Source organism: Chthonobacter rhizosphaerae (assembly GCF_013839525.1).
Taxonomy (GTDB): Bacteria; Pseudomonadota; Alphaproteobacteria; order Rhizobiales; family Pleomorphomonadaceae; genus Chthonobacter; species Chthonobacter rhizosphaerae.
In genome coordinates this window covers 764,595-784,930 of record NZ_JACDIS010000001.1, presented here as the reverse complement: position 1 = coordinate 784,930, position 20,336 = coordinate 764,595, and the positions used below count along the sequence as shown (strand labels likewise).

Annotated in this window: 17 protein-coding genes; 7 read left to right on the top strand and 10 right to left on the bottom strand. The window is 70.9% G+C overall.

Annotated features, from left to right (window positions below; genetic code table 11):
• Positions 1 to 135: 135 nt before the first annotated feature.
• From mnmG to HND91_RS03510, 4 genes are all read left to right on the top strand, one after another.
• Positions 136 to 2,004: a tRNA uridine-5-carboxymethylaminomethyl(34) synthesis enzyme MnmG gene (mnmG, locus tag HND91_RS03525; protein ID WP_181705110.1), complete on the top strand. Its 1,869-nt coding sequence runs from the start codon at positions 136 to 138 to the stop codon at positions 2,002 to 2,004.
• A gap of 10 nt (positions 2,005 to 2,014) precedes the next feature.
• Positions 2,015 to 2,671 carry a 16S rRNA (guanine(527)-N(7))-methyltransferase RsmG gene (locus HND91_RS03520; protein ID WP_210272543.1) on the top strand — a complete coding sequence of 219 codons (657 nt, stop codon included), beginning with the start codon at positions 2,015 to 2,017 and terminating at the stop codon, positions 2,669 to 2,671.
• A gap of 49 nt (positions 2,672 to 2,720) precedes the next feature.
• Positions 2,721 to 3,554, top strand: coding sequence for a ParA family protein (locus HND91_RS03515; RefSeq protein WP_181705109.1), 834 nt, complete (start codon positions 2,721 to 2,723; stop codon positions 3,552 to 3,554).
• Between the two features lie 76 nt (positions 3,555 to 3,630).
• Positions 3,631 to 4,509 (top strand): ParB/RepB/Spo0J family partition protein, encoded by an 879-nt coding sequence (locus HND91_RS03510; RefSeq protein WP_181705211.1) that lies wholly within the window; start codon positions 3,631 to 3,633, stop codon positions 4,507 to 4,509.
• Between the two features lie 840 nt (positions 4,510 to 5,349).
• Here the strand turns inward: HND91_RS03510 and holA are convergent.
• The 3 genes from holA to leuS are packed head-to-tail and all read right to left on the bottom strand — an operon-like array spanning position 5,350 to position 9,555.
• The gene (holA, locus tag HND91_RS03505) at positions 5,350 to 6,396 is read right to left on the bottom strand and encodes a DNA polymerase III subunit delta (RefSeq protein WP_181705108.1); all 1,047 of its coding nucleotides are present in this window, start codon (positions 6,394 to 6,396) and stop codon (positions 5,350 to 5,352) included.
• 5 nt (positions 6,397 to 6,401) lie between these two features.
• The gene (lptE, locus tag HND91_RS03500; protein WP_181705107.1) at positions 6,402 to 6,947 is read right to left on the bottom strand and encodes an LPS assembly lipoprotein LptE; all 546 of its coding nucleotides are present in this window, start codon (positions 6,945 to 6,947) and stop codon (positions 6,402 to 6,404) included.
• Complete coding sequence (leuS, locus tag HND91_RS03495; RefSeq protein ID WP_181705106.1) at positions 6,934 to 9,555, bottom strand: leucine--tRNA ligase; 2,622 nt, start codon at positions 9,553 to 9,555, stop codon at positions 6,934 to 6,936. Before leuS ends, lptE begins: the two co-directional genes overlap by 14 nt.
• 195 nt (positions 9,556 to 9,750) lie before the next feature.
• On the opposite strand from leuS, the gene HND91_RS03490 reads away from it, so the two are divergent.
• A complete protein-coding gene (locus HND91_RS03490; RefSeq protein ID WP_181705105.1) occupies positions 9,751 to 10,425 on the top strand; it encodes a YggS family pyridoxal phosphate-dependent enzyme in 675 nt (224 codons plus the stop codon).
• 93 nt (positions 10,426 to 10,518) lie between these two features.
• On the opposite strand, the gene chrA is transcribed toward HND91_RS03490, so the two are convergent.
• The 6 genes from chrA to ccmA all read right to left on the bottom strand — a co-directional run bounded on the left by chrA (position 10,519) and on the right by ccmA (position 15,130).
• On the bottom strand, positions 10,519 to 11,835 hold the full coding sequence (chrA, locus tag HND91_RS03485; RefSeq protein ID WP_181705104.1) for a chromate efflux transporter: 1,317 nt from the start codon (positions 11,833 to 11,835) through the stop codon (positions 10,519 to 10,521).
• A gap of 157 nt (positions 11,836 to 11,992) precedes the next feature.
• Entirely contained in the window at positions 11,993 to 12,583 is a 591-nt protein-coding gene (locus HND91_RS03480; protein WP_181705210.1) for a DsbE family thiol:disulfide interchange protein, read from the bottom strand.
• A gap of 83 nt (positions 12,584 to 12,666) precedes the next feature.
• Entirely contained in the window at positions 12,667 to 12,864 is a 198-nt protein-coding gene (gene ccmD / locus HND91_RS03475) for a heme exporter protein CcmD (protein ID WP_181705103.1), read from the bottom strand.
• Positions 12,864 to 13,592, bottom strand: coding sequence for a heme ABC transporter permease CcmC (locus HND91_RS03470; protein WP_181705209.1), 729 nt, complete (start codon positions 13,590 to 13,592; stop codon positions 12,864 to 12,866). Before HND91_RS03470 ends, ccmD begins: the two co-directional genes overlap by 1 nt.
• 156 nt (positions 13,593 to 13,748) lie before the next feature.
• A complete protein-coding gene (gene ccmB, locus HND91_RS03465; protein WP_181705102.1) occupies positions 13,749 to 14,417 on the bottom strand; it encodes a heme exporter protein CcmB in 669 nt (222 codons plus the stop codon).
• Positions 14,414 to 15,130 carry a heme ABC exporter ATP-binding protein CcmA gene (gene ccmA / locus HND91_RS03460; RefSeq protein WP_181705101.1) on the bottom strand — a complete coding sequence of 239 codons (717 nt, stop codon included), beginning with the start codon at positions 15,128 to 15,130 and terminating at the stop codon, positions 14,414 to 14,416. The genes ccmB and ccmA overlap by 4 nt, the downstream gene beginning before the upstream one ends.
• A gap of 384 nt (positions 15,131 to 15,514) precedes the next feature.
• On the opposite strand from ccmA, the gene acnA reads away from it, so the two are divergent.
• Entirely contained in the window at positions 15,515 to 18,190 is a 2,676-nt protein-coding gene (gene acnA, locus HND91_RS03455; RefSeq protein ID WP_181705100.1) for an aconitate hydratase AcnA, read from the top strand.
• Between the two features lie 92 nt (positions 18,191 to 18,282).
• On the opposite strand, the gene HND91_RS03450 is transcribed toward acnA, so the two are convergent.
• Complete coding sequence (locus HND91_RS03450; RefSeq protein ID WP_181705099.1) at positions 18,283 to 18,687, bottom strand: hypothetical protein; 405 nt, start codon at positions 18,685 to 18,687, stop codon at positions 18,283 to 18,285.
• A 468-nt stretch (positions 18,688 to 19,155) separates the two neighbouring features.
• Between HND91_RS03450 and HND91_RS03445 the strand changes: the two genes are divergently transcribed.
• Positions 19,156 to 20,187, top strand: coding sequence for an aspartate-semialdehyde dehydrogenase (locus tag HND91_RS03445; protein WP_181705098.1), 1,032 nt, complete (start codon positions 19,156 to 19,158; stop codon positions 20,185 to 20,187).
• The last annotated feature ends 149 nt before the right edge of the window (positions 20,188 to 20,336 follow it).

Genomic DNA, 20,336 nt, shown 5'->3' with positions numbered 1-20,336 from the left:
CCGATCCGATCGCGGATGACGGCCCGGGCCTGACGTCGCTTCCGGGTCCTGCGGCTTTGACCTACGGGGGGAAAGTCTGTAGAAAGCGGCCGGGTCGCGTCGACCGGGCGCGGGCCCGCTTTTCCGGATCCGATCATGACCAAGGACCAGTTCGACGTCGTCGTCATCGGCGGCGGCCATGCGGGAGTCGAGGCGGCCCATGCGGCGGCCCGCACCGGCGCGCGGACGGCGCTCGTGACCCACCGGTTCGACACGGTGGGCGTGATGTCGTGCAATCCGGCGATCGGCGGGCTGGGCAAGGGTCACCTGGTGCGGGAGGTGGACGCCCTCGACGGCCTGATGGGCCGCGTGGCGGACGTCGCCGGCATCCAGTTCCGCATGCTGAACCGCCGGAAGGGTCCGGCGGTCCGCGGTCCGCGAGCCCAGGCGGACCGGGCGCTCTACCGGGCCGCCATGCAGGCGGAGATCCGCGCCACGACCGGGCTGGACGTGGTGGAAGGCGAGGCGGACGACCTGGAGATCCGCGACGGGCGGGTGGCGGCGGTGCTGATGGCCGACGGCCGTCGGATCGCCACCGGCGCGGTGGTGCTGACCACCGGGACCTTTCTCGGCGGGCTCATCCACATCGGCGACCGGACGATCCCGGCCGGCCGGGTGGGGGAGGCGCCGGCCCAGGGGTTGTCGAAGACGCTGGCCCGCATGGGTCTCGCGCTCGGCCGGCTGAAGACCGGCACGCCGGCCCGGCTCGACGGGCGGACCATCGACTGGGCGTCCCTGGAGATGCAGCCGGGCGACGACGAACCGGAGCCCTTCTCCACCCTGACGGAGGCGATCACCACGCCCCAGGTCTCGTGCGGGGTGACTCGGACGACGGAAGCGACGCACCGGGTCATCCGGGACAACATCCACCGGTCGGCCATGTATTCCGGCCGGATCGAAAGCCGGGGGCCGCGCTACTGCCCGTCGATCGAGGACAAGATCGTCCGGTTCGGCGACCGGGACGGCCACCAGATCTTCCTGGAGCCGGAGGGGCTGGACACGCCGGTCGTCTATCCGAACGGCGTCTCGACGTCGCTGCCGGAAGACGTGCAGGCGGCCTTCCTCGCCACCATTCCGGGACTGGAGCGGGCGACCGTCCTGCAGCCCGGCTATGCGATCGAGTACGACCACGTGGACCCGCGCGAGCTTCTGCCGACGCTGGAGGCGAAGCGGGTGGCGGGCCTGTTCCTGGCCGGCCAGATCAACGGCACCACCGGCTACGAGGAAGCGGCAGCCCAGGGCCTGGTGGCCGGCCTCAACGCGGCCCGGCGGGCGGGGGCGGCCGACGGCGTGGTGTTCGACCGGTCGGAAGGCTATCTCGGCGTGATGATCGACGACCTGGTGACCAAGGGAATCAGCGAGCCCTACCGGATGTTCACCTCCCGCGCCGAATACCGGCTGACGCTGCGGGCGGACAACGCGGACCAGCGGCTGACCGCCAAGGGCGACGCCCTCGGACTCGTGGGCGCGCGACGGCGGGCGGCCTTCGGGGCCAAGATGGCGGCGCTGGACGAAGCTCGGGCGCTTGCCCGGTCGCTGACGATCACGCCGAAGAGGGCGGCCGAGCACGGGCTGCAGCTGAACCAGGATGGGGCCCGGCGGAGCGCCTACGACCTCCTCTCCTATCCGGAGATGACGCTGGACCGGCTCGCCGCCGTCTGGCCCGAGCTTGGCGCCGTTCCGCCGGTCGCCCGGGAGGCGCTTCAGATCGAGGCGCTCTACGCCGTCTATCTCGGTCGCCAGGAGGCGGACATCGCGGCCTTCCGGCGGGACGAGAGCCTCGCGGTGCCTGGGGACTTCGACTATGGGGTCGTGGTGGGCCTCTCCAACGAGGTGCGGCAGAAGCTTTCCGCCACCCGGCCGATGACGCTTGGACAGGCGGCCCGGATCGACGGCGTGACGCCTGCGGCGGTGACGCTGATCCTGGCGCACCTGCGCCGGGGCGCGTCCCGTGGCGCGGCGTGAGGGAGCGCCGATGACCGACGACGCGGACGGCCTCAAGGCGGTCGAGGCCCTCATGCCGCTCGACGACGCCATGCGGGACCGGCTGACCCGCTATGTGGGGCTTGTCCGCCGCTGGCAGCCGGTGAAGAACCTGGTGGCGCCCTCCACCCTGCCGGACATCTGGCGGCGCCACGTGGCTGACAGCGCGCAGGCGCACCTGGCGGCGCCGGACGTGACCGGTTGGCTCGACCTCGGATCCGGCGCGGGCTTTCCGGGCCTCGTCACGGCGGTGCTCCTGGCGGACCGGCCGGGCGCCCATGTGACGCTCGTGGAGGCGAACGGCCGCAAGGCGGCTTTCCTGATGACGGTGATCCGGGAGCTGAAGCTGCCCGCCACGGTGCTCAACGCCCGGATCGAGTCGGTTCCGGAACGGCCGGAGCGGATCGTCCACCCGGTGCAGGCGGTCTCCGCCCGGGCGCTCGCCTCGCTCGACGCTCTTCTCGGTCTCGCGGAGCCCTGGCTGGCGGCCGGAGCGCGCGCGGTGCTGCACAAAGGCTTGGATTTTGAATCGGAAGTTAACGTGGCCGTTCAAACCTGGACGTTCGATCTGGTAGAACAGCCGAGCCGGATCGATCCGGGCGGGCGAATCGCCGTGCTCAGCCACGTGCGCCGCCGCGCCGGATCGTGATGCCCACCCGTCAAGACGTCCCGGCGGCAAGGGACGAGAGGCCCGCTCCATGACCGAAGACCAACCGCGCGTCCTGGCACTCGCCAACCAGAAGGGCGGCGTCGGCAAGACGACCACCGCCATCAACCTCGGAACCGCCCTCGCGGCGATCGGCGAGGAGGTCCTGATCGTGGACCTCGACCCGCAAGGGAACGCCTCCACCGGCCTCGGCATCGACCGGCGGTCGCGGTCCGTCTCCACCTACGACGTGCTGGTGGGCGACGTGCCGCTGTCCGAGGCGCTGGTGGAGACCGTGGTGCCGCGCCTGACCGTGGCGCCGTCCACCCTGGACAACCTCGGCGTCGAGCTGGAGATCGCCCAGCAGGGCGACCGCGCGTTCCGGCTGCGCAAGGCCATCCGGGCCCATGCGGACACCGCGGCGGCGGACAAGACCGGCGCCACGAAGCGCTTCAGCTACATCCTGGTGGACTGCCCGCCGTCGCTGAACCTTCTGACCGTAAACGCCATGGCGGCGGCCAACTCCATCCTGGTGCCGCTCCAGTGCGAGTTCTTCGCCCTGGAAGGTCTCTCGCAGCTGCTTCAGACGGTGGAGCAGGTGAAGAAGTCGCTCAACCCGACCCTCACCATCCACGGCATCGTGCTGACCATGTACGACAGCCGGAACAACCTGTCCGGCCAGGTGGTGAGCGACGTGCGCAGCCACATGGGCGAGACGGTCTACGAGACCATCATCCCGCGCAACGTGCGGGTCTCCGAGGCGCCGTCCTACGGCAAGCCGGCCCTGCTCTACGACCTGAAGTGCAGCGGCAGCCAGGCCTACCTGAAGCTCGCTTCCGAAATCATCCAGCGCGAACGGCGCCTGCGGGCCGCCAACGCGGCCTGACGGCCGGCGGCTCGTTCGAGGGACCAGGAGGCGCCGCCCGGGCGGACGCCTCGACAGGAAAGAGACTGCCATGACCATGACGGACGAAAGCGGACGCCGGCGCCTGGGGCGCGGGCTCGCGGCTCTCATCGGCGACGCCGGCAACGAGTTCGAGGTCGTCGAGCGCGTCCGCGGCACGCGCAAGGTGGCGATTGACCTGATCAAGGCGAACCCGAAGAACCCGCGCCGCCTGTTCAAGGAGGAGGAGCTGGAGGAACTGGCCGGCTCCATCAAGCAGCACGGCATGATCCAGCCCGTGGTGGTGCGCCCCGCCCAGAGCAGCGGCAACTACTACGAGCTGATCGCCGGCGAGCGTCGGTGGCGAGCAGCCCAGAAGGCCGGCGTGCACGAGATCCCGGTGGTGATCCACGAAGTCTCCGACAAGGAGGCCATGGAGATCGCCATCATCGAGAACGTGCAGCGGCAGGACCTCAATCCGCTGGAGGAGGCCTACGGCTACGACCAGCTGATCGCCGACTTCGACTACACCCAGAACGACCTCGCCCAGGTGATCGGCAAGAGCCGCAGCCACGTGGCGAACACCCTTCGGCTCCTGAAGCTGCCGGACCCGGTGCGCCAGTACCTGAACGACGGCCAACTCACCGCCGGCCACGCCCGCGCGCTGGTGACCGCCACCGACCCGGTTGGGCTCGCCCGCAAGATCGTCGAGGAGGGGCTGACTGTCCGGGCGGCGGAAAGCCTCGCCCAGGACGCCGCGCCGGAGCGGAAGGGCCGCGCCAAGGCCGACAGGCCGGAGAAGGACGCGGACACCCGCGCCCTGGAGGCCAAGCTTTCGGACGTGCTCGGGCTGAAGGTGGAGATCGCCCATAAGCCGAACGGCTCCGGCGAGATCCGGATCCGGTACGCCAGCCTGGAGCAGCTGGACGAGGTGGCGCGGCGGCTCGCCGGGGAATAGTCGAGTCGAGAGCGAAACGAGTGGGAACGGAGGGGCTCGCCGATTGGCGGGCCCTTTTTCGTTGGGTCGGGTGGAGGACGGGTCTGTCGGACTGAAGGCGCACCTTCCGTAACGGTCGTAGGCGCAGGCGATCCACACGAGGGGAGGGTTGTGGCGGAATGCGTGGATGGTCGGCCTGACGCCGACCATGACGGTTGGGGAGGGCGGGCGGGCCGGTTGAGAGATCGGGGTTGATGTCGAGGGTCGCGTTTGGGGATTGGTGGTGCGCTGGTCGGCCGACCGAAACGCTCGCCCTCTCCGTCACGGTCCGCGAAGGCGGACCGCCCACGCCTTGGAGGGTGCTCCGGGCGGGATGCGTGGATGGTCGGCCTGACGCCGACCATGACGGTTGAGAGGGCGGGCGCGCAGGGCGGGATGCGTGGATGGTCGGCCTGAAGCCGACCATAACGGTTGGGAGGGCGGGCGGAGCGGTTGAGCGATCGGGGTTGATGTCGAGGGTCGCGTTTGGGGATTGGTGGTGCGCTGGTCGGCCGACCGAAACGCTCGCCCTCTCCGTCACGGTCCGCTAAGGCGGACCGCCTACGCCTTGGAGTGTGCTCCGCGCGGAATGCGTGGGTGGTCGACCTGAAGCCGACCATGTCGGTTGGGAAGGCGGGCGGGGCGGGATGCGTGGATGGTCGGCCTGAAGCCGACCATGACGGCTGAGAGGGCGGGCAGGGCGGGCCGGATGCGTGGATGGTCGGCCTGATGCCGACCATGACGGGCTGCCTCTTATAGGTGGGCCGTCGTGTCTGGTCCGGGCCGGCCCGCTTGGCGGCACGTCCGCCGGCGCCGTCCCGCTCAGCGGCCGTTGCGGCCCTGGGCCTGGGCGGCGACGCGGGCGATGCGCAGGAGGATGTCGCCGATGATGGCGTTGGCGAGGGCGGGGTTGAGGCGGGCGTCGCGGACGGCGTCGGCGAGGAGCGCGAGGGCGCGCTCCAGGCGGGCGGGGGTCCAGAGGCGGAGGGCCTTGATGACGGTCTGCTTGCGCTTGAAGAAGATCGGCGGGCGGGCGACGTCCACAACGTCCTCGGGACGACGGCCGGCATCCACGTCGGCCCGGAGGTCGTCCAGCATCTGGAAGACGCGCAGACCCGTGCCGGCGAGGGCGTTCGCATCCACGCCCTCGCTCGCCGCCCGGGTGAGCGCGGCCATCAGGCCGGCCATGTCGCCGAGCGCGGCCGCGTCGACGACTTCCTCGGCCGAGATGGTGGAACTGTCGCCGACGAGTTCCTGCACGTCGGCGAGCTCGATGCGGCCCTTGTGGAGGGCGAACAGGCAGACCTTCTGCACCTCTCCGCGCGAGACCAGGCGGTCGCCGCCGAGGTGGCCGATCAGCGCCTCGCGGGCGTCGGGCGCGATGGACACGCCCGCCGCCTTGGTCTCCTGGTCGATCAACCGGCCGATCGCGGCGTCGTCGTCCACATAGCAGGGCAGGGCGTAGGCGGTCTTGTCCCGCTCCACGAGGGTGCGCAGGGCGTGGGACTTCTTCAGGTCGCCGGCCTCCAGGACGACGACCGTCTCCGGCGGCGGCGTCTTCAGGAGGGCCGTGACCGCCGTGGCGACGGTCGGCCGGGTGCCGGCGTCGCGGACCAGGATGGCGCGCCGGCCGCCGAACATGGAGACCGCGTAGGCCTCGTCGGCGAGCCGGCTCGGGTCGCGGCCGAGGTCGGCGGCGTCGAGCTTGATCAGCGAGAAGGGATCGGCCGGATCGGCGCTCGCGGCCGCGATGGTGGCGGCCCGCTCGGCCACGAGCCCGCCATCGGGCCCGTAGACCAGATACAGCCAGACGCCCGCCGGCGGGCGGGCGACGATGCGGTCGATGTCCTGGGCCTTGGCGGCGACCACGCCGGTCAGCCGGGTTCGCGCGCCAGCACGGTGGCGAGGCGCGTGCGGATGTCCTCCGCGGCCGCCTTGGCGGCGCGGTCCTCCGCGTCCCGCTCGGCGCGCAGGTTCGCGAACCGCTGGGACGAGAAGTCGTAGGACGCGGTGGTGTAGGTGGTGCCCGTGGTGACCACCCGGCCGGTGATCGTCTCGGTCAGCGTGTAGGAGGCCGTCACGGCGATCAGGTTGGAGCGCGGCACATCCTCGAACTCCTGGATGCCGAGCTCGGATCGCCGGCTGGTGACAATCAGCCGGAGCCGGTAGCGCGGATCGGTGAGGGCCGCGCCGCCGCGGAGCGCGAAGATGAGTTCGTTGACGAGGCTCTGGCCGAGCCGATCCTTCAGGGGCTCGACGCCGATGGCGGTCAGGTCCGCCACCACGGGCGAGCCGGCGGGCGCCGTGGCGTAGAGCGGGCGCACCTGGCAGCCGGGGAGAACGAGGGCGGCGGCGATCGCCACAAGGGCGAACCCGCCCGCGAGGCCGGGGCGGACGGGTCTGCGGTCAGGCGACGACATTGACGATCCTCTGCGCTACGACGATCACCTTGCGGGGCGGCTTGCCCTCGAGAGCCTTCACGACCGCGTCGAGCGCCAGCACGGCCGCCTCGACGGCGGCGGCGTCCGCGTCCCGGGGCACGGTGACGTCGGCGCGCTTCTTGCCGTTGATCTGCACCGGCAGGGTGACCTCGTCCTCCACCAGGAGGGCCGGTTCGACCGCCGGCCAGGGCGTGAGCGCCACGAGGCCGTCGCGCCCGAGGGCGGACCAGCATTCCTCGGCGAGGTGCGGCGTCATCGGGGCCATCACCTGGACGAGGATGCCGAGCGCCTCCCGGAACGCGGGGCCGAAGCTCGGGTCCGCCTGGAAGCGGGCCTTGTCGTTGGCGAAGGTGGAGCCGAGCACGTTGACGAGCTCGTAGATCTTGGCGAGCGCCACGTTGAAGCGCAGGCCCTCGATGCTCTCCTCCACGGCGGCGAGCGCCTTGTGGGCGGCCTTGAGGAGGGCGGTCGCCTCCGGGCTCCGGGGCGCGGCGCCGGCGGCCGGCGGGATCACGGCGGCGGCCTCGGTGACCAGGCGCCAGACGCGCTGCAGGAAGCGGTTGGTGCCTTGCGCGCCCGCGTCGGTCCACTCCACGTCGCGCTCGGGCGGCGAGTCGGAGAGCACGAACCATCGAGCGGTGTCGGCGCCGTAGCTCTCGATGATGTCCGTCGGGTCGACCGTGTTCTTCTTCGACTTGGACATCTTCTCCACGGAGCCGATCGTCACCTCCGCGCCGTCGGAGAGCCGGAAGGCGCGCCGGCCGCCCTCGGTCTCCTCGATGCGGAGCTCCGCGGGCGAGATCCAGCTGCCGTCCGGCGCCTTGTAGGTCTCGTGCACCACCATGCCCTGGGTGAAGAGGCCGCGGAACGGCTCCTCCAGGCTCACGTGGCCGGTCGCCTTCATGGCGCGGGTGAAGAAGCGCGAGTAGAGGAGGTGCAGGATGGCGTGCTCGATGCCGCCGATATACTGGTCCACCGGCAGCCAGGCGTCGGCGACGGCCGGGATGGTCGGATCGTCGGCGTCCGGCGCGGTGAAGCGGGCGAAGTACCAGGAGCTGTCCACGAAGGTGTCCATGGTGTCCGTCTCGCGCCGGGCCGGCTTGCCGCAGCGCGGGCAGTCCACGAGCCGCCAGGTGGGATGGCGGTCGAGCGGGTTGCCGGGCCGGTCGAACTCCACGTCGTCCGGCAGGGCGACGGGCAGGTCGGCCTTGGGGACGGGCACCACGCCGCAGTCGTCGCAGTGGATGATCGGGATCGGGCAGCCCCAGTAGCGCTGGCGCGAGATGCCCCAGTCGCGCAGGCGGTAGTTCACCTGGCGCGTGGCGGCGGGGGCGCCGTCGAGGGTCACGGACTCCAGGCGGCGGGCGACCGCCTCCTTGGCGTCCGGCACGGACAGGCCGTCGAGGAAGTCGGAGTTGACGAGGCGGCCGTCGTCCAGGAAGGGCGCGTCGGCGACCGAGAAGGCCGCCGGGTCGACGCCGTCCGGCACCACCACGGGCCGGATGGCGAGGCCGTACCTGGAGGCGAACTCGTGGTCTCGCTGGTCATGGGCCGGGCAGCCGAAGAGGGCGCCGGTGCCGTAGTCCATCAGGACGAAATTGGCCGCGTAGACCGGGAAGGTCTCGCCGGTGAACGGGTGGACCACCTTGAGCCCGGTGTCGAAGCCCTTCTTCTCGGCGGTCTCCAGGACGGCCACGGACGTGCCCATGCGGTGGCACTCGTCCACGAAGGCGGCGAGATCCGGGTTGTCGGCGGCGAGCGCCTTGACGACAGGGTGGTCCGGCGACAGGGCGAGGAAGCTCATGCCATAGAGCGTGTCCGGGCGGGTGGTGAAGACCTCCACGGTGCGCTGGCCGGCGGGGGCGTGGTTGCCGGCGATCTCGAACCGGATCCGCAGGCCTTCCGACCGGCCGATCCAGTTCTTCTGCATGGTGCGGACCTTCTCCGGCCAGCGGTCCAGGCCGTCGAGCGCGGTGAGGAGGTCCTCCGCGTAGTCGGTGATCTTCAGGAACCACTGGGTGAGCTCGCGCTGCTCCACGAGCGCGCCGGACCGCCAGCCCCGGCCGTCGATCACCTGCTCGTTGGCGAGAACGGTCATGTCGACCGGGTCCCAGTTGACCTTGGACTGGCGGCGGGTGACGAGCCCGGCCTCCAGGAAGTCCAGGAAGAGGCGCTGCTGGCGGGTGTAGTATTCCAGGTCGCAGGTGGCGAACTCGCGGCTCCAGTCGAGCGACAGGCCCATGGACTGGAGCTGGCCGCGCATGGTGGCGATGTTCTGGTAGGTCCAGGACTTCGGGTGGACCTTGTTCTGCATGGCGGCGTTCTCGGCCGGCATGCCGAACGCGTCCCAGCCCATGGGGTGCAGGACGTTGAAGCCCTTGGCGCGCTTGAACCGGGCCACCACGTCGCCCATGGAATAGTTGCGCACGTGGCCCATGTGGATGCGCCCGGACGGATAGGGGAACATCTCCAGCACGTAGTATTTCGGCCGCGGGTCGTCGTTGTCGGTCTCGAAGACCTTGGTCTTGGTCCATGCCGCCTGCCAGCGGGCTTCCGCCTCGCGGGCGTTGTATCGCTCGGTCGCCATCGGGTGTCTTTTCGCGGTCCTAAGGTCAAGCTGCCGGCGCATGCGGGGGGAGCATGGGCGAGGCGCGGGGAGGTGCCAGACCATCACCAGAAATGCACGGGCCGGTCAATGCCGACGGCGGGTTCCGGGCAACCGGAGACTTGACAGCACCGTCCCGGCCCGAAACACATCGCCCGAACCGGAGACCGATCGCCCATGTCCGCCGCCACAGCCCTCGCCGAAATCAAGGCCCGAATCAGCGTCGCCGAGCGGGACGCGGGCCGGCCCGCCGGGTCCGTGACCCTGATCGCCGTGTCGAAGACGTTCGGGGCGGACGACATCCGGCCGGTGATCGAGGCGGGCCAGCGGGTGTTCGGCGAGAACCGGGTGCAGGAGGCCCAGGGCAAGTGGCCGGCGCTCCGCGACGAGACCCCCGGCCTGGAGCTGCACCTGATCGGGCCGCTGCAGTCCAACAAGGCCCGCGAGGCGGTGGCGCTGTTCGACGTGATCCATACGGTGGACCGGGACAAGATCGCCGCCGCCCTCAAGGCCGAGATGGACCGCCAGGGGCGCCGGCCGAAGCTGTTCGTCCAGGTGAACACCGGCGAGGAGGACCAGAAGGCCGGCATCCCGCCCGCCGAGGCGGTGGCCTTCGTGGAGCGGTGCCGCGCCGAGCACGGGCTCGCCATCGAAGGGCTGATGTGCATTCCGCCGGTGGACGAGAACCCGTCGCCGCACTTCGCGCTCCTCGACGAACTCGCGCTCCGGGCCGGTGTGGCCGGACGGTCCATGGGCATGTCGGGCGACTTCGAGACGGGGATCCGCCACGGCGCCACCCACGTGCGGGTGGGAAGCGCCATCTTCGGGTCGCGGCCCTCTCCGGCCGGCTGATGGCCGGCCGGTCCAGCACTCGGGGCCGGCTGATGGCCGCGCGGTCGAGTGCCCGGGGCGGCTCACCCCGGAGCCGACCGGCCGGCGCTTGCCTCAGAGGAGGCGGGGCGCGAAGACGACCAGGAGGCCGAGGGCGGCGGACACGGCGAGCGTGACCGTGAGGCCGGCCTTCAGGCGGAACACCATGACGGCGGCGACGATCGAAAGGGCGAGCGCGGCGGGGTCGAGGCTGGCGAGAACCGGCGCGGACACGCTGACCGGCCCGGCCGTGGCGGTGCCGACCTCGCGGAAGAGCACGTTGAGGGCGAACCAGACGGTGAGGTTCAGGATGACGCCGACCACCGCGGCGGTGACGGCGGAGAGGGCGGCGCCGAGCCGGGGCGACGCGATGATCCGCTCCACATAGGGCGCGCCGACGAAGATCCACAGGAAGGACGGCGCGAACGTCACCCAGGCGGTCACGAGCGCGCCGAGAAGGCCGCCGGTGACCGGATCGAAACCGCCGGGCTCGCGGAAGCCCGCGAGATAGCCGATGAAGACGAGCACCAGCACCAGGGGGCCGGGGGTGGTCTCGGCCATCGCGAGGGCGTCCAGCATCTCCGGGGCGGTGAGCCAGCCGTAGGTGGCGACGGCCGCCTGGGCCACGTAGGCGAGGGCCGCGTAGGCGCCCCCGAACGTGACCACCGCCAGCGACGAGAAGAAGGCGCCGAGCCGCGCGAAGGTGCCGTCGAACCCGGTGGCGAGCGCGACGAGAAGCGGCAGCGATCCCCAGACCGAAAGCCAGACGAGCGCCGTCCGCACCGTGCCGGCGGCCGAGCGGGGCCGCGGCGGGTCGCCGGCGTCCACCGGCCGGGCGACGCCGCGCCCGAATACGGCCCCGACCGCGGCGGCGACCAGGATCACGACCGGGAACGGCACGTGGAGGGCGAAGATGGCCAGGAAGGCGGCCCCCGCGAGGCCGAGAGCGAGCGGGCTCGTCAGCGAGCGGCGGGCGATCCGGATCAGCGCCTCCACCACGATGGCGAGGACGGCCGCCTGGAGGCCGAAGAAGAGGGCGTCCACCAGCGGCGTCTCGCCGAAGGCCGCGTAGACGGCCGCGATGGCGGTGATGACCACGAAGCCCGGCAGTACGAACAGGAGGCCGGCGATCAGGCCGCCGCGCACGCCGTGCAGGTGCCAGCCCACATAGGTGGCGAGCTGCTGCGCTTCCGGCCCCGGCAGGAGCATGCAGTAGTTGAGGGCGGCCAGATAGCGCCGCTCCGTCAGCCAGCCGCGCTCGTCGATGATCATGCGGTGCATGAGGGCGATCTGGCCGGCCGGACCGCCGAAGCCGAGGACGCCGACGCGGGCGAACACCGCCGCGAGGTCCGAAAGGGTCGGCGGGGCGGCGGGCGTGTCTGGTGCGTCCATCAGGGCTGGATCCGGTTCGGCAGGGGAGTGGATCCTACCGCGCGGTGTGTGACGGCGATATGGGGTGGGATGCGCGGATGATCTTCCGGTCGGAGAGCCGGCGACCGGCAACGGGCGGGCGATGCTCCGCCCGAGGGCAAGACCGGTCGGCCGCCCGTCAGCTCGTGGCGGGCTTCGCCAGCGCCGCCTCGATGGCGGGCTTGAGCCTGGTCGCCAGGCTGTCCGGATCGAGCGGGCCCACGTGCTTGAAGGCGATGGTGCCGTCGCGGCCGACCACGAAGGTTTCCGGCACGCCGTAGACGCCCCAGTCGATGCCGACCCGGCCGCTCTGGTCCGCTCCGACGGCCGAGAAGGGATTGCCGAGGGCGTTGAGGAAGCGCGTGGCGTTCGCCGGACTGTCCTTGTAGTTGAGGCCGACGAGACGGAAGCGGTCGTCGCGGGCGAGTTCCACCAGAAGCGGGTGCTCGGCCCGGCACGGGCCGCACCAGGACGCCCAGACGTTCACCACCGTGACCTCGCCCTTGAGATCCGCCGCCGAAAAGCCCGGCACCGGGGCGCCGTTCCGGGCGAGGCCCTCCACGGGCGGCAGCTCGAACGCCGGCACCGGGCGGCCGATGAGGGCGGACGGAAGCTCCGACGGGTCGCCCGCGTAGAGGCGCACGTAGAAGAGCGCGGCGAGCGCCGCGAAGAGAAGGAGCGGCAGGAAGGCCCAGATCGCGGTCCGGCGGCGCGGCGGCGGGCCGGCCACGGGAACTTGCGGGGCGGCCGGCCCGGGCGACTGACCCGTCTCGGGCGTCCGCTCCGGGACGGGCGTGCGATCGGTGGGGCCGGTCACGCGGCGCTCTCCCGGTCGACGGGCCGGGCGGCCGACCGGCGGCGGACGCCGCGCGCCTCCAGATCGGCGAGCCGGCGCTTCTGGGCGCCATGGTCCACCACCACCCACGCGATAAGGCCCGCCACCACCGCGATGGTGATCGCGTAGGACGCCACGATGAAGCCCGCGTGCGGGCCGAGAAGGTCGGTCAGCATCAGCGCGCGCCTCCGGCGGTGATGAGGCCGAGGGCGCGCACGCGCCGGCGCAGGACCTCGTTGCGCATGGCGAGGAGATGGAGCGTGACCATCATGAGCGTGAAGCCGATGGCCATGACGAGAAGGGGCGTCAGCATGGAGCCGTCGATGGTGGGGCCGTCCATCCGGAACACGGAGGCGGGCTGGTGCAGGGTGTTCCACCAGTCGACCGAGAACTTGATGATCGGCAGGTTGACCGAGCCGACCAGGATGAGCACGGCGGCGGGCCGGGCGGCGCGGGTCGGGTCCTCGATGGTGCGCCAGAGGGCGATCAGCCCGAGATACATGATGAAGAGGACGAGCACGGAGGTGAGCCGCGCGTCCCACACCCACCAGGTGCCCCACATGGGCTTGCCCCAGAGCGAGCCGGTGACGAGGGCGAGGAAGGTGAAGGCGGCCCCGATGGGGGCGGCGGCCTTGGCCGACACGTCCGCCAGCGGATGGCGCCAGACCAGGGTGCCGAGGGCGGACGCGGTCATCAGCGCGTAGGTGAACATGGAGAGCCAGGCGGCCGGCACGTGGATGTACATGATCCGCACCGTCTCGCCCTGCTGGTAGTCGGGCGGCGACTGGACCATGAGGGCGAGGCCGCCGAGGAGCGTCAGCGCCGTCAGCCCGGCGAGCCAGGGCACGGCCTTGTCGACGAGGCCGAGGAAGCGGGTCGGGTTGGCGAGGGCGGTGATCGAGATGGCCATGGCCGTTTATCTAGTCCGGCTCCCCGAACCGCGCAATGAAGTGCGGTCCCGGAGGCGGTTTTTCGCCATGGGGCTGCGGCGAAGGGTCTCTGCGCCGACGGTCGTCCGGACGCGTCGGCGGGCGGCGGGACCGGGCGCCCTCGCCTCCGGTCAGTCGAGCCCGCCGCGAAGGGCGGCCGCCGCCGCGACCGGGCCGGTGACGGCGGCGAGCAGGGAGACGGCGCAGAGGAGATAGAAGGGCGTGTGGAAGCCGGCCGGGTCGAAGGCGACGGCCGTGGAGGCGGACACGCCGAAGATGAGCACCGGGATGCAGAAGGGCAGGATGAGGATGGGCACCAGCAGCCCGCCCCGGCGAAGCGACACCGTGAGACCGGCCCCGATGGAGCCCAGGAAGGTGAGGGCGGGCGTGCCGACGAGGAGCGTCAGCATGGTGGACCCGATGGTGGCCGGCGGCATGGCGAGGAAGAGCGAGAAGAGCGGCGCCGCGATCACGAGCGGCAGGCCGGTGGCGGTCCAGTGGGCGAGCGCCTTGACGAGGGCGATCAGTTCCAGCGACCGGCCGGACCCGACGATGAGATCGAGGGCGCCGTCGTCCCGGTCCGCCTCGTAGAGCCGGTCGAGGCCGAGGAGGGTGGAGAGGAGCGCCCCGAGCCAGAGCACCGCGGGGCCGAGGCGGGACAGGAGGTTGAGGTCCGGCCCGAAGGCGAACGGGATGACGGACACGACGATCAGGAAGAAGAGCACCCCCATGAGGGCGCCGCCGCCGACCCGGACGGCGAGGCGAAGCTCGCGCACGAAAAGGGCCGTGTAGGATGTCATGAGACGACGCTTTCCGCGTCCGGCTCGGCCCAGTCGGCGTCGGGCGCCGGCTGGTGCGAGAGCGCGAGCGCGCGGGCCCCAGGCAGGTCCAGCGTGAGGTGGGTGGCGGCGAGAAGGCTGCCGCCGAGGGCGAGATGCCGGCGCATGAGGCCGGCGAGGCGCGCCTCCGAGGCCCGGTCGAGCGCGGCCGTCGGCTCGTCCAGCAGCCAGATCGGCCGGCGGACGGCGAGGAGGCGCGCGATGGCGAGGCGGCGGCGCTGGCCGGCGGACAGGTAGGCGGCCGGCAGGTCGGCGAGGTCGTCGAGGTCCACGGCGGCGAGCGCGGCCGCGACGGAAAGGCCCGGACGGCCGAGGAAGGCCTGCCAGAAGGCGAGGTTCTCGGCGACCGAAAGGGCGGTCTTCAGGCTGTCCCGGTGGCCGAGATAGTGGCAGGCGGGCGCGACCTCGTCCGGATCCTCCACGCCCTCGCCCTCGATGAGGACGCGCCCGGCCTCCGGACGGACGAGGCCGAACAGGGTGCGGATGAGGGTGGACTTGCCGACGCCGTTGGGCCCGGTGAGGAGCAGGGCCTCGCCCGGCGCCAGGGTGAGCGACACGCCGTCGAGCACCCGCCGGCCGCCGCGCTCCACGACGAGATCGGCGACGGCGAGGCGGACGGGCGGATAGGGGGCGAGAGGCTCGAAGTCCGGTGGGGTCGGGGCGGGCGTCGTCACGGGGCGAGCGGGTCCATCGATCGGGGCCTTCGGAGGTGCGGCGGCGCTGTCCGGAGAAGCTGCGGCCGACCGGGGCCGCGGCGTGGAAAACGATCGTCGGCACCGTCATGACAGCGTCGCGATAGGAAAGCGACTTAGAGTCTTTCGTCATCCTAGTCACGTGCTACGAATATCTCTATAACGCCCGCGGGTTCGAAAGGTCGTTCACACGACCCTTACGTAAACGTCAACGCTTTCCGCCCTGACGGCACCTCATCGCGGCGACTTTCGCGGTGGGGCCGACGGAGCGGACCGGCAGGTGCGGCCCGTCCCACGGACGAGCGCCCGTTCCCACCGATCCCCTTCGCGGTCGATGCCGTCCCAACAACGAGGGACCTACCGCCGATGTCGTCGCTCGACAGCTTTCACTGCCGCAAGGAGCTGACCGTAGGGGACAAGACCTACGTCTACTTCAGCCTGACCGACGCCGAACAGAACGGGCTCGCCGGGATCTCCCGCCTGCCCTTCTCGCTGAAGGTGCTCCTGGAGAACCTCCTGCGCTTCGAGGACGGCCGCACCGTGACGGCGGACGACATCCGCGCCGTGGCCGAGTGGATGACGACCCGCACGTCCACCCGCGAGATCGCCTTCCGGCCGGCCCGCGTGCTGATGCAGGACTTCACCGGCGTGCCGGCGGTGGTCGACCTCGCGGCCATGCGCGACGCCATGACGGCGCTCGGCGGCGACCCGCGGAAGATCAACCCGCTGGTGCCGGTGGACCTCGTGATCGACCACTCGGTGATCGTGGACGAGTTCGGATCGCCGAAGGCGTTCGACCGCAACGTGGAACTCGAATACGAGCGCAACGGCGAGCGCTACCGCTTCCTGCGCTGGGGCCAGCAGGCGTTCGACAACTTCCGGGTCGTGCCGCCGGGCACCGGCATATGCCACCAGGTCAACCTCGAGTACCTGGCCCAGACGGTCTGGACCCGGGACGAGGGCGGCGCCACCGTCGCCTATCCGGACACGCTCGTGGGCACCGACAGCCACACCACCATGGTGAACGGCATGGCGGTGCTCGGCTGGGGCGTCGGCGGCATCGAGGCGGAGGCCGCCATGCTGGGCCAGCCGCTCTCCATGCTGATCCCCGAGGTCGTCGGCTTCAAGCTGACCGGCAAGCTGAAGGAAGGCGTGACGGCCACCGACCTGGTGCTGACCGTGACCGAAATGCTGCGCAAGCACGGCGTGGTGGGCCGGTTCGTGGAGTTCTACGGCCCGGGCGTCGGCAACATGAGCCTGGAGGACCGGGCCACGATCGGCAACATGGCGCCGGAATACGGCGCGACCTGCGGCTTCTTCCCGACCGACGGCGAGACGGTGCGCTTCCTCGCCGACACCAACCGCGACCCGGCCCGGGTGGCGCTGGTGGAGGCCTACGCCAAGGCCCAGGGCCTGTGGCTGACGGCGGACGCCGAGGACCCGGTGTTCACCTCCACGCTTTCGCTCGACCTTTCCGACGTGGAGCCCTCGCTCGCCGGGCCGAAGCGGCCGCAGGACCGGGTGCTCCTGAGGGACGCCAAGGCGGGCTTCCTGAAGAGCCTGGAGACCGAGTTCAAGAAGACCGACGCCAGCGAGCGCACGCTCGTCGGCGGCACCGACTTCGACCTCGGCCACGGCGACGTGGTGATCGCGGCGATCACCTCGTGCACCAACACCTCCAACCCGTCGGTGATGATCGGCGCCGGCCTCCTCGCCCGCAACGCGGTCGCCAAGGGCCTGACGTCCAAGCCGTGGGTGAAGACCTCGCTGGCGCCCGGCAGCCAGGTGGTGGCCGAGTATCTGGAAAAGGCCGGCCTGCAGGGCGACCTGGACGCGCTCGGCTTCAACCTGGTGGGCTTCGGCTGCACCACCTGCATCGGCAACTCCGGCCCGCTGCCGGAGGCGATCTCCAAGACGATCAACGCCGCCGACCTGGTGGCCGCGGCGGTGCTTTCGGGCAACCGCAACTTCGAGGGCCGGGTGAACCCGGACGTGCGGGCGAACTATCTCGCCTCGCCGCCGCTGGTGGTCGCCTACGCGCTCGCCGGGTCCATGCAGGTGGATCTCGCCACCGAGCCGCTCGGCACCGGGTCCGACGGCCAGCCGGTCTATCTCAAGGACATCTGGCCGTCCTCCCAGGAGGTGGCCGAGTTCATCCGGCGGAACGTCACGAAGGAGATCTTCGAGACGAAGTACGCGGACGTCTTCAAGGGCGACGCCAACTGGCAGGCCATCTCGGTGGCGGCCGGGCTCACCTATGCGTGGGACGAGGGCTCGACCTACGTGCAGAACCCGCCCTACTTCGTCGGCATGGGCCGCAAGCCGGGCGACGTGTCGGACATCCACGGCGCGCGGATCCTGGGCCTCTTCCTGGACAGCATCACCACCGACCACATCTCGCCGGCCGGCTCCATCAAGGCCGCGAGCCCGGCGGGCAAGTACCTGGTGGAGAATGGGGTGAAGCCGGCGGACTTCAACCAGTACGGCACCCGGCGCGGCAACCACGAAGTGATGATGCGGGGCACGTTCGCCAACATCCGCATCAAGAACCAGATGGTGCCCGGCGTGGAGGGCGGCGTGACGGTCCACCATCCGGACGGCGCCCAGATGCCGATCTATGACGCCGCCATGCGGTACAAGGAAGAGGGCGTTCCGCTCGTCGTCTTCGCCGGCAAGGAATACGGCACCGGCTCGTCCCGCGACTGGGCGGCCAAGGGCACCAACCTCCTCGGCGTGAAGGCGGTGATCGCCCAGTCGTTCGAGCGCATCCACCGGTCGAACCTCGTCGGCATGGGCATCGTGCCGCTGACCTTCAAGGACGGCGACAGCTGGCAGACGCTCGGCCTCAAGGGCGACGAGACGGTCACCATCCGGGGCATCGAGACGGTGAAGCCGCGCGAGACCCTGACCGCCGAGATCACCTACGCGGACGGGTCCAGCCGGGAGGTGCCGCTCCTCTGCCGGATCGATACGCTGGACGAGCTCGACTACTTCAAGAACGGCGGCATCCTGCAGTACGTGCTGCGCAGCCTCGCCGCCTGACCGGCGCCGGGCGGATAGACGACATCGGAAAGGCCGGCGGGGCGACCCGCCGGCCTTTTCCATTCGAACTCGGGCGGCGCGGCGGCGCGCGTTCAGGCGCCGCTCCGGCCGGCGGCGTAGAGGCTCATGGCGGCGATGACCACGACGGCCGCGACGGCGAGGGTCGTCCGCGCGAGCACGTGGACGCCATAGCGCTCCACGACGCGGGCGCCGAGCACGCGGCCGGTCTCCAGGCGTCCGAACTGGATCGCCGCGAGGCCGTGGACCACCACGACCGCGAGGCCGAACAGCCAGTAGGACAGGCCCATCCAGGCGAGCACCATGGTGGCGTGGAGGCCCCGGATGGCGAGCAACGGATCGGCGGTGTCGAGGACCGGCACGGACGCCCGCCGGAGCGCGCCCTTCATCAGGCCGATGGAGGCGGACGAAACGAGGGTGCCGACGAAGGCGACCGCGCAGAGGGCGAGAAGGACCGTGTCGGAAAGAGGTGTTTCCATGGGATCTGTTCCGGCGCGGCGGCGGGCCGCGAACCATCGAATTCTTTGTATCAATCAGATGCAAACATGAGGCTGAAACCGGACCGCCAAGTTTCCGTTCCGCCCCAACACTTCCTTCACCGGGCTTTGATCGCTCCGTGTTTTGCCGGAGAGAGGCCGGGATCTCTTGACTTCATCGGCCCGATCCCCGAAGAACGTGCCCATTCGAGAGGTTGTCCGGTCGATGATGCGTTTCGCCGCCCTTGTGCCGCCTGCAGTCCCGCCGTCGAACGGACGGCCGATGATCTGCGTGCGGACGGCGACGGGGACGAAAACCACGACCACGACGTGATCGACCCTCTCGCTCCCCGCTTGTCCTCCTCGGGGTCCGAGGGGGCGGCGGCGAGCCTCCAGGCCCCCCACAGCGGGCGCCCCGCGAGGCGGCCGGAGCCGAGCGGGGGGACGGTTCGCTGACAAGGGTCTAGTCTCATGGGTTACAAGGTCGCCGTCGTCGGTGCCACGGGCAACGTGGGCCGTGAAATGCTCGCCATCCTCGACGAGCGGGGCTTCCCCGCCGACGAGGTGATCGCCCTCGCGTCCCGGCGCAGCCAGGGACAGGAGGTCTCCTACGGCGACAAGACGCTGAAGGTGAAGGCGCTCGACACCTTCGACTTCTCCGGCGTGGACATCTGCCTGATGTCGGCGGGCGGCACCGTCTCCAAGGAGTGGTCGCCGAAGATCGGCGCCGCGGGCTGCGTGGTCATCGACAACTCGTCCGCGTTCCGGATGGACCCGGACGTGCCGCTGATCGTGCCGGAGGTGAACGCCGACGCGGTCGCGGGCTTCACGAAGAAGAACATCATCGCCAACCCGAACTGCTCCACCGCCCAGCTGGTGGTGGCGCTGAAGCCGCTGCACGACAAGGCGACGATCAAGCGCGTGGTGGTGGCCACCTACCAGTCCGTCTCCGGCGCCGGCAAGGACGGCATGGACGAGCTCTTCACCCAGACCCGGGCGGTGTTCGTGTCGGACCCGGTGGAGGCGAGCAAGTTCCCCAAGCGGATCGCCTTCAACCTCATCCCGCACATCGACGTCTTCATGGAGGACGGGACCACCAAGGAAGAGTGGAAGATGGTGGTCGAGACCAAGAAGATCCTCGACCCCAAGATCAAGCTCACCGCCACCTGCGTGCGCGTGCCGGTGTTCGTGTCCCACTCCGAGGCGGTGAACATCGAGTTCGAGCACCCGATCTCGGCCGACGAGGCGCGGTCGATCCTGCGCGAGGCGCCCGGCTGCCTCGTGATCGACAAGCGCGAGCCCGGCGGCTACATCACGCCCTACGAGGCGACCGGCGAGGACGCCACCTACATCAGCCGCATCCGCGAGGACATCACCGTGGAGAACGGCCTCTCCATGTGGGTCGTCTCCGACAACCTGCGGAAGGGCGCGGCTCTCAACGCGGTCCAGATCGCCGAGGTGCTGGTCAACCGCGGGCTGATCAAGGCCAAGGCCGCGGCCTGAGGGTGGCTCGAATGCGTCATGGTCCGCCTGCAGCGGACCATGACGATGGAGCCGTGGGACGGGGAGGCGGCGTCAGCCGTCGGGCGCTGCCCCCGACCGTCATCCCGGCGAAAGTCGGGATCCAGCCGACGCCGGGAGTTCGGGACCGG